The organism is Nocardia sp. NPDC004568 (assembly GCF_040609955.1).
Lineage (GTDB): Bacteria > Actinomycetota > Actinomycetes > Mycobacteriales > Mycobacteriaceae > Nocardia.
The window spans coordinates 64,911-78,378 of record NZ_JBEXLL010000003.1; the positions used below are offsets into that span (position 1 = coordinate 64,911).

Consider the following 13,468-nt stretch of genomic DNA (forward strand, 5'->3'; position numbering starts at 1 on the left):
CACGGCCGAAACTGTGGCTCAACACGCTGCGCGCCCGGCGACCTGGTCACCTATGCTGGGCAAATGCCCGTGATCTCGACGTCGGTCCTTCGCCGAACCGTATTCGGCGCCGCCGGAGCCGCGGCGGCCGGAGTCGGCTATGCCTCATTGATCGAACGCAATGCCTTTGTTCTGCGCGAAGCCACGATGCCGGTACTGCGACCGGGCTCGGCTCCGCTGCGGGTATTGCACATCAGCGATCTGCACATGACGCCCGGGCAGAAGCTCAAACAGCAGTGGTTGCGCGAACTCGACCGGCTCGAACCCGACCTGGTGATCAACACCGGCGACAACCTGTCCCATCAGAAGGCCGTGCCCGCGGTGGTCCAGTCGCTGGGCGGTCTGTTGTCCCGGCCGGGTCTGTTCGTGTTCGGCAGCAACGACTACTTCGCGCCGGTCCCCAAGAACCCGCTGAAGTACTTCGACAAGAACCACAAACGTGTGCACGGCGCCCCGCTGCCCTGGAAGGATCTGCGCGCGGCGTTCACCGAGCGCGGTTGGCTGGACCTGACGCACACCCGCCGCGATATCGAGGTCGGCGGGATCCGCATCGCCAGCGCGGGTGTCGACGATCCGCACCTGCAGCGCGACCGCTACGACACGATCGCCGGCGCCCCGAACCCGCTCGCCGACCTCCGCATCGGCCTGACCCACTCGCCCGAGCCGCGGGTGCTGGACCGATTCGCCGATGACGGCTACGACCTGATCCTCGCCGGGCACACGCACGGCGGCCAGCTCTGCCTGCCCGGATACGGCGCCCTGGTCACCAACTGCGATATCGACCGGTCGCGGGTCAAGGGCCCCTCCAAATGGGGTGCGCACACCCGGCTGCACGTCTCGGCCGGTATCGGCACCTCCCCTTGGGCGCCGTACCGCTTCTGCTGCCGGCCCGAGGCCACACTGCTCACCCTCGTGGCGGTGCCCCCCAAGCAGCCCGCCGCCGATTCCGGCCACGGGGTGTCGACCTCGCAGGCAGTCGCGCGATAACCCCGGAGCTACCGGAAAATAGGCCCTGAACAGTCGGTTTCTTTTCCGGACCGGACCTGATGTAAGCTATCGCAGGTCCGCTTCACGGGGTGTGGCGCAGCTTGGTAGCGCGCTTCGTTCGGGACGAAGAGGTCGTGGGTTCAAATCCCGCCACCCCGACTCGTGTTGGTCGAGACACGATTCGGCCCCTGACCATACCGATGGTCAGGGGCCGAGTTTCGTTTCGGACCGATGCGGATTCAGTTTCGAGGCCGGTCCGCAGCCGAAGGCCGGTGTGAGCGCGCCCCGCGCGCTCACACCACCTCGGATACGACCCAGTCAGCTCGGCTACGCAGCTTCCGGACGCGGCCGTCCGATCTGTAGAGCGCCGGTGGCTGCCGACATCGGGTGGTTTCCAGCCACGACGACCCAACCCGGCAGCGTGGCATTCTTTCGGGATGCTCACGATTCTCACCGGACGCGGTTCCCAGCTGGCGATCGTCTGTCTTGGTTGGGCGGCACCGGTGTTCGTATTCTGGCTCTTGATCGCGCTGTCGGAGTCTTGGTGGCTCGCTGGAGCGCTGACTGCCGCATTGATTGCTGCTGCCCTGTCCCTTGCCCCGGCATTGCCTATCGCCAATCCCCGGGACTCCCCGGTGATAACGAACGACGAGCTGACGGACTGCGGGTTCATCGTAGGTGGTGCCGCGTTGCTGCTCAGCGGGTCAGCCTCCATTTTCCACTACCTGTTGCTTCCGGATATGTGCGGTGGTTCAGGCGGGCTCTCTTCGTTCGACTGCCTCCATCGGGCCGGGCCTGCACTCGAGACGATGGGCGTAGCGAGCGCCCTTGCCGCGACGCCCGTGTTCGCCGTGTTGTTCGGCACCAGACGTCGTTCAGCTGTGGCTGCGTGGCTGTCACCTGCGATCGTGGTCAGCTACTACCTACTCGCGGCATGGTTGTGGTCACCGCATACGGGCTGGGGTGTTCCGCACCGGGTCGTCGGTCAGTGACCCACACACGGGGCTCGGCGGCAATCTTGTGCAGAGTTCGCTCCGGCGCGTCCGCAATCCGGGATCAGAACTCGGGGACCATCCGTCCTCACAACCCGCCTCGTTCCAGCCTGTGATGGGCTTCGCTCGCGTGGTCGGCCGGTAGCAGGTCCGCCACCCGCAAGGACAGTTCGAATTCGCGTGGCACCTCGGGACCCTCGGGTTCGTCGAAACCGGTGACCCGCATAGTTCGCCTACCCTCCGGTTCGATAGCTATCGAACCGAGCCAAACGTGGGGATCCGCGGCGATATTCCGCGCCGCCGCGTGCGGCCGCCGGCCGCACGCGGCGAACTCGGCGATTCGAGGTCCTACTCGGAAAGATCGTCCGAGGTCAGGGCGCTGAGCGCCTCGCCCAGCCGGGCCCCACTCGGCACTTCGGCGTCCGGACTGCTCATCCACTGCATCACCAGACCGTTGAGGATCACGAAGTACAACTCGGCGACGGCGCGCGCCCGGGAACCGTCGAGGCCGGGGTAGGACTCGGCGACCAGATCCGCGATCCCGGAGACCGCGATCTCGTACATCTCCCCCATCCGCGGCTGTTCGCTGGGCGTCCGATAGATGCGGACCACGTTCTCCATACTCGCCACCAGCACGTCCCGGTTGCGGTCGAACAGCTCGGCTATGCCGTCCCAGACCTGTGGAAACGCAGCGCCCGCCGATTGACCGGCGGTTGCCCTGATCCGTCGTTCGAGGTCGTCACCGATCACCCGGCCCGTCTCGTCGGTAAAGGCCTCGGTGAGCAGGCGGTCCTTCGAACCGAAGTGGTAGCCGATGGCGGCCAGGCTGACTCCCGCGGTGGTGGCGATGTCGCGGGCCGTGGTGGCGGCGAACCCGCGCTCGTAGATGCAGGTGCGCGCGGCCACGAGTAGGTCCTCCTTGTTTCCCATGCCCCCACTCTAACCACGTATTAGACATCTGTTCTAGACGTTCGTTCTACATCTGTGTTAGACATACGTCTAAGACGTTCGATCAAACAGCTGAGTGAGGAATCCGATGACCACACAGACCACCCCGCGCGTACTCGTCTCCGGCGGCGGTATCGCCGGTAACGCGGTCGCCCTGCAACTGCTGCGCGCCGGCATCCGGCCCACGGTCATCGAACGCGCGGCCGCGCCCCGGCCTGGTGGTCAGGCCGTCGACCTGCGTGGGCCCAGCCGGATCGTGGCGGAGCGAATGGGCCTGATGCCGGGTATCCGCCGGTACCAACTCGACGAACGGGGCATGGTGTATGTGGATTCCACCGGTCGCGAGGCAGCCCGGATGCCGGCCGAACTGTTCGACGGCAAAGGGGCGGTGGCCGAGATCGAGATCACCCGTGGCGATCTGAACCAGGTCCTGCTGGACGCCGTCGACGCGGAAGCCGCACGCCCCGGCGCACCCGGAGTCGACTACCGGTACGGCGAACGGATCCACGCCCTGCGCGAGCATGCCGGCGGCGTCTCGGTGGAGTTCGCCTCCGGAGCCGCCGAGGAATTCGACCTGGTGGTCGGTGCCGACGGTCTGCACTCCGCCACCCGGCGGCTCGCCTTCGGGCCGGAAGAGCAGTACAGCACCTACCTCGGCGGGTACACCTCGTACTTCACCATGCCGACCCCGGCGGGGGTCCGGCCGCACTGGATGACCGTGCAACTGTTGCCCGGCGGCACCTTCCTCGCCTTCCGGCCGGACGCCGACCCGGCGACCACGAAGGCGATGATCAGCATCCGGCGTCCCGCCGATCCAGCGCTGCGGCGCGATACGGCGGCCCAGAAGCGGTTGCTCCGGGAGGGGCTGGCGGTCGGCGGGTGGCTGGTCCCCGAAGTCGACGCGGCCATGGACCGGGCCGAGGACTTCTACTTCGACGAACTCGCGCGCATCACCATGCCACGCTGGACGACCGAGCGGATCGCGCTGGTCGGAGATGCCGGGTACTGCGGGTCGCCACTGAGCGGACAGGGCACGGCCATGGCTCTGGTCGGCGCCTACATTCTGGTCGGCGAGATCATGCGCACCCCCGACCGGCCCGCCGCCGCACTGGCCCGGTACAACGAGACACTGCGCCCGTTCGTGGCCTCCGCGCAGCAGCTCCCGCCAGGTGGCGTGAAGGCCATGACCCCGCGCACCCCGGCGGGGATCCGGGCTTCCCTGGCCCTCGTCCGGTTCACCACCTCCCGGATCATGCAACCACTGATGACCCGCATGTTGTCCGGCACCGACGACTACGCCCTGCCCGACTACTCCACCGAACTCTCCACGGCGGAACAGGGAACTCTGCCGCGGTAACCGGATCGACCGCCGCCGCGGACTCCACCATGAGCCCACGATCCGACAAATCCGGTTCCGCCGGCGACCACCACACCAGGAGACCCACCTACTGTCGTCTCCACTGTCACCCGACCGCGACACCATCGCCGCTTCCTCGAACGGTTACCTTTCGCTGGCAAGTGGATCGGATCGGCCACATTCGCACCGTGTCCGATTCCGCTGCCGAGCATCCGGAAGAGCCGAACTATCGCTCGATGGCCGTCCGGGCCGGTCACCCCGCGAGACCGGCCCGGACGTACACTGCCGCCGGCCGATGGGCCGGTCTGCCACCCCGCGGGACAGACCGACCCACCCACCCGCGGTCCCCGGCTCCCCACCGGTTCCCGCGGCCCCCACCCTTCGAGGGGATTCCGGTCCTCCCCAGGTCCGGAAACCCACCTCACCCCTCCCCGACGGAACCCGCCCCCGGATCCGTCCCCCACCGGGCACTTTGCGGTTCCTCCCCAGGCACCGGTCCGCACCCGCCCCCGCGACGTGGCGACCACCGCAGCGGCCGCCTACGCCGAGTTCGGTGTGACCGTCCCGGGTCAGGCAGCCGGCCGGTGGCAGGTCGGCGCCCGTCCGGATCGGCTGGTCGCCACCCGCGCGGCGGTTCTCCGGTTCGTCGGCGTCGAGCAGACCGGCTCGCGCGGCACGGCTCGCGACCGGGAACCACCGGCATCGGCCACGGCGGCAGCGCGCCGCGGCGCGATCGGCGAGTGCACCGATATCGGCATCGACTTCTCCGGCACTGCGGGCCGGTCGGCCGGAGCGGCGCCCGGCCCACCTTCGGTCGCCGCGGTGCGCTCGGCAGCAGCGGCGGCGCCGCCCGGAGCGGGCGTGACGGTCAGCTTCCTGATCATTGCGGGTTCCTCTTCGCGGTGTTCTCGTTACCGGTTGTCCCGGCCTCGACACCAACAATGCGCCCCCGCGCTTGGCAGGTACTTAACGTGAACTTATAACGCTGCGACGACGATTCGTCACAGTGCAGACAAGGTCGGAGCACAGCCGGAGGACCTGCTCCGAGATCGGGGCATCTCGGGCATCATGGAGGTATCCGCTACGACAACGAGTGGGAGTGTGGATGGACACGTTGGTGTTATGGGCCCTGGCCTGTGCGGTCTACTGGTTCGGCCTGCTCTAGCCGGGCCCCGCGCCGACAACCCGCCGGCACCACGAGAATCGTGCCGGTAACTCGCCCCTGAGCCGGTCATCCGACCGGGCAGGGGCGTCGTGCTGTCCGGGCCGCGCGATAACCGGCCCTTCGATCGGACGCCCATTAGGGTGATCCGCATGGTGCGTTTCGGTGGGCTCCTGGCGGGGGTCACAGCGGTAACACTGATGGCGGGACAGCTCTTCGCGACGCAGGCGCACGCGGTACCGGAAATCGCCGGCACAACCCGGTGCGAGGTGTCCTCCGGCCGGGAACCGGCCCGGGCCGCACCGGAACAGGTGGGGCTGGACGCAGCCCGGCTGACCGGCGCACTGGCTTTCGCCGCGTCCCGCAATCGCCTCGACATCCAGGTCTTCCGGCACAACTGCCTGGTCGGCGAAGGCCCGGGCAATGAGCGCACCGGTAATACCCCGTGGAATGTGTGGAGTGTGACCAAGAGCGTGGTCTCGCTGCTCACCGGGATCGCGGCCGGAGCGGGCCGTATCGATATCGAGGCGCCCATCGGCCGGTACCTGCCGCCGGGACTCGGCGACGCGCGGCGCCGGGCGATCACGGTGGAGAATCTGCTCACCGAGACCTCGGGGATGCGCACCGGCGTGGTCACCGAGGGACTCACCGGCGCGGTACCGCTCGACCCCAACAGCGCGGTGCAGGCGCTGGGCGTCCCGTTGGACCACGAACCGGGCACTGTCTTCACCTACAGCCAGCGGACCGTCGATCTGCTGTCGTATGTGCTGGAGCTCGCGGTCGGTGAACCGCTACAGGATTTCGCGCAGCGGGAACTGTTCGACCCGCTCGGGATCGAACGCGGCGACTGGTACTGGGCGCGGGACCGGTCCGGCCACACCTACGGGTACGCGCATCTGCTGATCCCGCCGAACGATCTGGCCAAACTCGGGCTGCTGGTCGCGGGCCACGGCAACTGGAACGGCCGCCAGATCGTGCCCGCCGCGTATCTGTCCCGCGCGACCGGACCGACGACGACCAATCCCTGCTATGGATACCTGTTCTGGACCGGTCCCGGCTGCGCGGAGAACCCGGCGTTCCTGCCGCCGGACAGCTACGCGATGGCCGGTATGGGCCTGCAGAACGTCTTCGTCGTCCCGAGCCTGGACCTGGTGGTGGTGTGGACCGGGGTTTTCGGGAATGTGAGCGCATACGGGCCGGCCGGCGTCATCGCGCACACCGGCGAACTGCCGCACGAATTCTTCCGGCGGCTCATGGCCGCCTTCCACGAACCCCCGGTCCCCGACCCGGGACCGTACGTGGAACCGCCACTGCGCACCGACCCGAATTCCTATATCGATACCGATATCCTGCTCGCGGTCTTCGGCATCGGTAATTCGGCCTACCCGGGCTGCGATGTGTTCGCCTGCCTCGGTGAACCGCTCGCGGCGCCGTTCAGCGACGCGCCGCCCGGCTGTGTCCTGCTGGTGTGCCTCGGAAACGATCCGCGCACTCCCGGGATCCACTGAGCCGGGCGGCGTCCTACGCCGTCATCGATCGGCGAGGAGAACCTCGGCGATCTGGATGGTGTTGAGCGCCGCGCCCTTGCGCAGGTTGTCGCCGGAGATGAACAGCGCCAGTCCACGGCCGTCCGGGACACCCGGATCCTGCCGGATCCGGCCGACCAGCGACTCGTCCTTACCGGCGGCCGCCAGCGGCGTCGGGACGTCGACCAACTCCACCCCGGGCGCCTTGGCCAAGATCTCCTGAGCTCGCTGTACCGATAGCGGATCGGCGAATTCGGCGTTCACCGACAGCGAGTGCCCGGTGAACACCGGTACCCGGACACAGGTCCCGCTCACCAGCAGATCCGGCAGGCCCAGGATCTTGCGGCTCTCGTTGCGCAGCTTCTGGTCCTCGTCGGTCTCCCCGGAACCGTCGTCCACCAGCGAACCCGCCAGGGCCAGCACATTGAACGCGATCGGGGCGACGTACTTGTTCGGGGCCGGGAAATCCACCGCGCTGCCGTCGTGGGTCAGCTTCTCCGCGTCGTCGATGACCGCGCGGGTCTGCGAGGCGAGCTCCTCGACCCCGGCCAGACCGCTACCCGATACCGCCTGGTAGCTGGACACGATGAGGCGCCGCAACCCGGCCGCGTCGTGCAGCGGTTTGAGCACCGGCATCGCGGCCATGGTGGTGCAGTTGGGGTTGGCGATGATGCCCTTGACCAGATTGCGGGTCTGCTCCGGGTTCACCTCGCTGACCACCAGCGGGACCTCGGGATCCTTACGCCAGGCCGAGGAGTTGTCGATCACGGTGGCCCCCGCGGCGGCGAACCGCGGCGCCTGCACCCGCGACATGGTGGCGCCGGCGGAGAACAGCGCGATATCCAGGCCCGACGGGTCGGCGGTCTCGGTGTCCTCCACCACGATCTCACCGCCGCGCCACGGCAGCTTCTTCCCGGCCGAGCGCGCCGAGGCGAAGAAGCGCACCTCGTCGGCGGGGAAATCGCGTTCTTCCAGAAGTTTGCGCATCACGGCGCCGACCTGCCCGGTCGCGCCGACCACACCTACCCGCACACCCACGGCTCTATCCTCTCGACTCGATCGGGAGCGCTACGTGATTACGCTGCGCTACCGCCTCCGCGCCTGACCCGATCATGTCAGCGCCCTTTCGACATGATCGGGAGCGCTCCGTGGTTACGCTCCGCTACCGCCTCCGCGCCTGACCCGATCATGTCAGCGCCCCGTTCCGGCGTGAACGACGGCGACCTCGTCGCCGCCGAGGTCGAACGCGCGATGCAGCACCTGGACGGCATCGTCGAGTTCGGTGTCCTTGACCAGTACCGAGATCCGGATCTCGGAGGTGGAGATGAGGTCGATATTGATACCGGCCTCGGCCAACGCCTCACAGAAGGTGGCGGTGACCCCGGGATGACTCTTCATACCGGCGCCGACCAGCGACACCTTGCCGATGTGGTCGTCGTAGAGCACCTGGGAGAAGCCGATGTCGCTCTGGTATTTGCTCAGCATCTCCACCGCCCGGACACCGTCGGCCTTCGGGAGGGTGAAGGTGATGTCGGTCTTGCCGGTTTCCACCTTGGAGATGTTCTGCAGGACCATATCGATGTTGATCTCGGCTTCGGCCACGTAACGGAACACCTTGGCGGCGTATCCGGGTTCGTCCGGCAGCCCGACCACGGTCACCTTGGCCTCGCTGCGGTCGTGCGCGACGCCCGTCAGGATTGCTTGTTCCAAGGGAATGTCCTCCATCGATCCGTATACATAGGTGCCCTGCTTGTCGGTATAGGACGAACGCACATGCACGGGCACGTTGTAGCGGCGCGCGTACTCGACGCAGCGCAGCATGAGTACCTTCGACCCGCAGGCCGCCATCTCGAGCATCTCCTCGTAGGAGACCTGCTCGAGCTTCTGCGCATCGCTCACGATGCGCGGGTCGGCGGTGAAGACCCCGTCCACGTCGGTGTAGATCTCGCAGACATCGGCCCCCAGCGCGGCGGCCAGCGCCACCGCGGTGGTGTCGGAACCACCACGGCCGAGCGTGGTGACATCCTTGCTGTCCTGGCTGACGCCCTGGAAACCCGCGACCAGGACGATGGTGCCCTCGTCCAGGGCTTCACGCAGCCGGCCCGGCGTCACATCGATGATCTTGGCCTTACCGTGCACCGACGTGGTGATGACACCGGCCTGGGAGCCGGTGAACGACCGCGCCTCGGCGCCGAGACTGTGGATGGCCATGGCCACCAGGGCGTTGGAGATGCGTTCACCGGAGGTGAGCAGCATGTCCATCTCCCGGGCCGGGGGCGCGGGAGAGACCTGTTCGGCCAGGTCGAGCAGTTCATCGGTGGTATCGCCCATGGCTGAGCACACCACGACCACGTCGTGGCCCTGCTTCTTCGTCTCGACGATCCGTTCGGCGACGCGACGGATCCGGTCGGCAGAGGCTACCGAGGATCCTCCGTACTTCTGGACAACGAGTGCCACGAGGGGTCCTCCAATGTCAGCGAACAGGCGATCAGTGCAATAGCGTACCGATGCCGGCCACGCTGTTCCGGGAGTATCCGGCCCGGCTGTGGAATAACACACAGCCGTGTGGCGTCACGTTTACCTGCCCGCGGACCCGCCGCACGCGCGGGCGGGCCGCACGGGCGCGGTGACGGCTCTCATATCCGATCGAACCAGGTCACCTGCGCCCCGTTACCGAACTCCTGCCGCCGCACCGGAGCGAACAGCGTGGGCCGGAAGGTTCCGCCCAGCACGGGTACGCCGGTTCCGGCCAACACCGGATAGCTCTTGAAGACGAGCTGGTCTATCTCCTCGATCAGCGTCCCGGCGAGTGCGCCGCCGCCGCAGAGCCAGATGTCCTTGCCCTGTGGCCCTTCCTCCTTCTTGAGCCGTCGCACCAGATCGACCGGATCGGTGCGTACCAGCTCGACGGCCGGGTCCTCGATGCTGTCGAGAGTGGTGGAGACGACGTACTGCTCGAGGTGGGAGTAGGGGCTGGTGATACCCACTGCCAGGGCGGGCTCGTAGGTACCGCGGCCCATGATCAACGTGTCCCAGTGCCGGTTCGGGACGTCGGGCGCGATACCCGCGTGTGCGCGGATATGCGTGGGGACCGATTCGGGGTAACGCGCGTTGATCCACTCGGCCATATCGTCGCCCAGCGGGTAGAAGTCGACCTCTCCCCCGGGACCGGCGATATAGCCGTCGAGGGAGACGCCGACGTAGTACACGAGTTTTCGCATGAGTTACCACCCTGTCTGTAGTACTCCAATCGGAGTGGTTAGAACGTAGTACTACAATCGGAGTGGTGTCAAGGCGGGATCTCGACCCCGGAACGGGCGGATCCGGCCATTGCCACGGGCGTATATCGATCCGACGACCGAACGCGGCACACCCGATATCCGGCGGCCGACTCGGTCACGAGCCGCCACCGAATGACCCATAGCCGCGCGATCGGGGTTGTGATGCCCGACATAGGGCTCGAATAATGGGCTGCATGATGGCAAACGTCGGAGACCGGTTGCACGTGCACGGGCACACCGTCGGCGAAGTCGACCACGAGGGCGAGATCGTGGAGGTTCACGGCCGCGACGGAACGCCGCCGTATCTGGTGCGTTTCGACGACGGACACGAGTCCCTGGTCTTTCCCGGCCCGGACGCGACAGTCGAACGAACACCCTGACCTGGCCGCGCGGCAGGGACAGCGGACCCCGGTCCAGGACCGGGCCCGCAAACCTCTGCGGCCGGTATGCCCGGCGGCACAATCACCGCCGCGGCGAACCTGCGTGTTGACGATCACGCGACCCCCGAGGAAGAATCGTGGCCGATTCGTGATAACCCGGGGGTGCGAGGGACAGATGCGTACGAAGACCGATATCGGATTCTCCGTCGAGGCCGACCCGGGCCAGGTGATGGACGCGTTGATGGCGGTCGAGATGCTGTCCGAATGGTCGCCCGATTTCGAGGACGCGCGGGTGGCCGGACGCGACGAGGAGGGACGGCCGCGCCGGGTGTTCATCCAGGTCTCCGTCTCCAACGCCCCCGATATGCAGGTGTGGGAGTTCGACTGGTCGGAGAACCGGATGTCCTGGGAGGTCTCCGACAGCACCCGCGGTATCAGGGGTGGCGGATACTTCGAGGTCACCGCGGGCGAAACCGGTAGCGAGGTGCTGCTGCACGTCGAGCAGTACACGCCGCTGCCCGTGCCCGGGTTCCTGGGCAAGCGGGCGGTCCGCAAATCCTATGAGGCCCTGGTGGAGAATTTCGTCGCCTACGCCGAGCAGTTCCCCGAATCCGAGACCTACGACCTCGTCTGAGCCCGCCGACGCGGCCGCCCCGCCCGGCGGCTCCGCCCGAAAGGGCCGGGAACTGCCACGATAGGCCCATGCGAGGTCTCACGCGGCGCGGCCGGATCCAGCCGATGGGCGAGAACGCCTCGGTAACCCAGCTGGAACTGTTCTTCGACCTGGTCCTGGTCTTCGCCTTCACAATGGTCACCGATCTGGCGGCGGAGGAACCCACCGCCGTCAATATGCTGCGATCGCTGCTGGTGTTGGCGGTGCTGTGGTGGGTGTGGATCGACTACGCCTGGCTGGGCAATGTGGTGCGGGCCGACGAAGGGGTGACCCGGGTCGCCATGTTCGTCGCCATGGGCGGGGGTTTCCTGGCCGCCATCACGATTCCCGAAGCATTCGACGACGCCCCCGGCGGCTGGTACGGACCGCTGGTCTTCGCCATGGCATACCTGCTGGTCCGACTGGTCCATCTCGGTATGTTCTGGCTGGCCAGCGCCGCGGACGCGCAGTTGCGGGGACAGGTGCTGCGCTGGGCGCTCGGATCCATCACCGTCGGCACCACACTGCTGGTGATCGCCGCCGAGACCCACGGCACCGTCCAGACCTGCCTGTGGATCGCGGCGATCGGCGGCGACTACCTGTGGACCCATTTCGCGGGCAACAACTGGCGGCTGCGATCCGCCGCGCATTTCGCCGAACGGCACGGGTTGATCATCATCGTGGCGCTGGGTGAATCCATCGTCGCCATCGGCATCGGCGTCGCCGGGCTGCCCGTCTCCTGGCCGATAGTGGTCGCGGCCATGCTCGGGCTCATGGTGTCGGGTCTGCTGTGGTGGGCCTACTTCGACACCGACGCCCTCCGGGTCGAACACGCGCTGCGCGCGGCCACCGGCGCGCGGCAGATCGAACTCGCCCGGACCTGCTACACCTTCTGGCATTTCCCGATGATCGTCGGCATCATCGCCCTCTCGCTCGGCCTCAAGAAGGTGCTGTCCTATGTCGGCGACGAGAGCGAGCACACGCTCACCGACGCGCTGACCGGGATACCGCTGGTCGCGCTGTACGGCGGCGTGGTGCTCTACCTGGTGGGCCTGATCGGGTTCGGCCGGTTCGGCACGGGCCGGACCGGATGGCTCCGGCCGGCCACCGTGGCGGTGCTGTGCGTACTCACCCCACTCGCCGCGAAGCTACCGGCGCTCGCGGCGCTGGCGGTGCTGTGCGCGGTACTGACCGCGCTCATCACCTGGGAGACCCTGCGCTTCGCGGAGACCCGCGACCACATCAGACATCCTGCTGGGTGAGGTGCCGGGCCGTGAGGTGATGCGCGGTCGGACCGTAGGCCGAGGGCGCCACCTTGACTCCGGTCCGCACCGATTCGCGGATCTGGTCCACGTTCTCCCGGATCATGTCTGACACGAGTTCGTCGGTGCGCGGATCGGCCAGCACCTGGAACAGGATCCGGAACACCGTGTCGGCGACCAGTCGGATGATCTCGTCGTGGAACGGGATGTAGCGGACACGGCCGGTCTGCGGATCGTTCTTGATCATCTCGACGATCATCTCGTCGAGTTCATCGCGGTTCTCCTCCAGCGCCACCGCGATATTGCGGGTGTAGTGCCCGGTCCGCAGGACCGCGGTGACCTCCTCCATGATCGCGATGGTCATCGGGCGCTTGATGACCTCCACGATCGTGCCCACCGAATGGTTGATCACGGCGGCGGTGACCCGGTCGCCGAACACCCGGTCGGCGACGCGGGCCAGCCTGACCAGGATCACCACGATCCGCAACAACCGGAAGGCCCGGAAGAACGGGCTGGCCACCGGGATCATGCCGAGGACCTCGTACCAGTAGACGAACGGGAAGGTCCACGGCCAGCCGGCCCGGCGCCAGCGCCACAGGAATTCGATCGCGAAGACCGCGCAGACGGCGTAGTCGACACCGACGACGACCCGGTAGGTCTCGGGCGCCACCTCGAAGAAGGTGATCCAGCACACCAGCACGACCGCGATCGCGGCCAGCGCCAGCATGACGAAATCGGTCCACAGGGCGGGCGGTTTCCGCGGAAAACTCTCGGGTTCGGGGGTTTCGGATACGTACCCGGGACCGGACTCCGTGGACGACGGTGTTGACACCTGCATTCCCTTCGACGCCGAAAGATCGCCGCCCAGTATCACCCGCCGGC

The 13,468-nt window shown here is 67.3% G+C and carries 14 protein-coding genes and 1 tRNA gene; 8 read left to right on the forward strand and 7 right to left on the reverse strand.

Features of this window, described 5'->3' with window-relative positions; genetic code table 11:
• Positions 1-63: 63 nt before the first annotated feature.
• From ABZV91_RS02260 to ABZV91_RS02270, 3 genes are all read left to right on the forward strand, one after another.
• On the forward strand, positions 64-1,026 hold the full coding sequence (locus ABZV91_RS02260) for a metallophosphoesterase (protein ID WP_063125535.1): 963 nt from the start codon (positions 64-66) through the stop codon (positions 1,024-1,026).
• 85 nt (positions 1,027-1,111) lie between these two features.
• A tRNA-Pro gene (locus ABZV91_RS02265) sits at positions 1,112-1,185 on the forward strand.
• A 278-nt stretch (positions 1,186-1,463) separates the two neighbouring features.
• Positions 1,464-2,018: a hypothetical protein gene (locus tag ABZV91_RS02270; RefSeq protein ID WP_355234090.1), complete on the forward strand. Its 555-nt coding sequence runs from the start codon at positions 1,464-1,466 to the stop codon at positions 2,016-2,018.
• Between the two features lie 88 nt (positions 2,019-2,106).
• On the opposite strand, the gene ABZV91_RS02275 is transcribed toward ABZV91_RS02270, so the two are convergent.
• Positions 2,107-2,244, reverse strand: a complete 138-nt coding sequence (locus tag ABZV91_RS02275; RefSeq protein WP_355234092.1) for a hypothetical protein — start codon at positions 2,242-2,244, stop codon at positions 2,107-2,109.
• Between the two features lie 122 nt (positions 2,245-2,366).
• Positions 2,367-2,948: a helix-turn-helix domain-containing protein gene (locus tag ABZV91_RS02280; protein WP_355234095.1), complete on the reverse strand. Its 582-nt coding sequence runs from the start codon at positions 2,946-2,948 to the stop codon at positions 2,367-2,369.
• Between the two features lie 106 nt (positions 2,949-3,054).
• Between ABZV91_RS02280 and ABZV91_RS02285 the strand changes: the two genes are divergently transcribed.
• Positions 3,055-4,323, forward strand: coding sequence for an FAD-dependent monooxygenase (locus ABZV91_RS02285; RefSeq protein ID WP_355234098.1), 1,269 nt, complete (start codon positions 3,055-3,057; stop codon positions 4,321-4,323).
• 569 nt (positions 4,324-4,892) lie between these two features.
• Here the strand turns inward: ABZV91_RS02285 and ABZV91_RS02290 are convergent.
• The gene (locus ABZV91_RS02290; protein WP_355234101.1) at positions 4,893-5,207 is read right to left on the reverse strand and encodes a hypothetical protein; all 315 of its coding nucleotides are present in this window, start codon (positions 5,205-5,207) and stop codon (positions 4,893-4,895) included.
• Between the two features lie 430 nt (positions 5,208-5,637).
• Here ABZV91_RS02290 and ABZV91_RS02295 point away from each other — a divergent pair, with 430 nt between their 5' ends.
• Positions 5,638-6,993 (forward strand): serine hydrolase, encoded by a 1,356-nt coding sequence (locus ABZV91_RS02295; RefSeq protein ID WP_355234104.1) that lies wholly within the window; start codon positions 5,638-5,640, stop codon positions 6,991-6,993.
• 21 nt (positions 6,994-7,014) lie between these two features.
• Here ABZV91_RS02295 and ABZV91_RS02300 read toward each other — a convergent pair whose 3' ends face one another.
• The 3 genes from ABZV91_RS02300 to ABZV91_RS02310 form a co-directional block, all read right to left on the reverse strand.
• A complete protein-coding gene (locus tag ABZV91_RS02300) occupies positions 7,015-8,049 on the reverse strand; it encodes an aspartate-semialdehyde dehydrogenase (protein WP_355234107.1) in 1,035 nt (344 codons plus the stop codon).
• A 153-nt stretch (positions 8,050-8,202) separates the two neighbouring features.
• Positions 8,203-9,468: an aspartate kinase gene (locus tag ABZV91_RS02305; protein WP_355234110.1), complete on the reverse strand. Its 1,266-nt coding sequence runs from the start codon at positions 9,466-9,468 to the stop codon at positions 8,203-8,205.
• A 179-nt stretch (positions 9,469-9,647) separates the two neighbouring features.
• Positions 9,648-10,232 carry a dihydrofolate reductase family protein gene (locus ABZV91_RS02310; protein WP_355234113.1) on the reverse strand — a complete coding sequence of 195 codons (585 nt, stop codon included), beginning with the start codon at positions 10,230-10,232 and terminating at the stop codon, positions 9,648-9,650.
• Between the two features lie 254 nt (positions 10,233-10,486).
• On the opposite strand from ABZV91_RS02310, the gene ABZV91_RS02315 reads away from it, so the two are divergent.
• The 3 genes from ABZV91_RS02315 (at position 10,487) to ABZV91_RS02325 (ending at position 12,586) form a co-directional block, all read left to right on the forward strand.
• Positions 10,487-10,672 carry a DUF1918 domain-containing protein gene (locus tag ABZV91_RS02315; RefSeq protein ID WP_030524229.1) on the forward strand — a complete coding sequence of 62 codons (186 nt, stop codon included), beginning with the start codon at positions 10,487-10,489 and terminating at the stop codon, positions 10,670-10,672.
• A gap of 175 nt (positions 10,673-10,847) precedes the next feature.
• Positions 10,848-11,306, forward strand: a complete 459-nt coding sequence (locus tag ABZV91_RS02320) for an SRPBCC family protein (RefSeq protein WP_355234118.1) — start codon at positions 10,848-10,850, stop codon at positions 11,304-11,306.
• 68 nt (positions 11,307-11,374) lie between these two features.
• On the forward strand, positions 11,375-12,586 hold the full coding sequence (locus ABZV91_RS02325) for a low temperature requirement protein A (RefSeq protein ID WP_355234121.1): 1,212 nt from the start codon (positions 11,375-11,377) through the stop codon (positions 12,584-12,586).
• On the opposite strand, the gene ABZV91_RS02330 is transcribed toward ABZV91_RS02325, so the two are convergent.
• The gene (locus tag ABZV91_RS02330) at positions 12,567-13,424 is read right to left on the reverse strand and encodes an ion transporter (RefSeq protein ID WP_355234124.1); all 858 of its coding nucleotides are present in this window, start codon (positions 13,422-13,424) and stop codon (positions 12,567-12,569) included. The genes ABZV91_RS02325 and ABZV91_RS02330 overlap by 20 nt on opposite strands.
• Between the last annotated feature and the right edge of the window lie 44 nt (positions 13,425-13,468).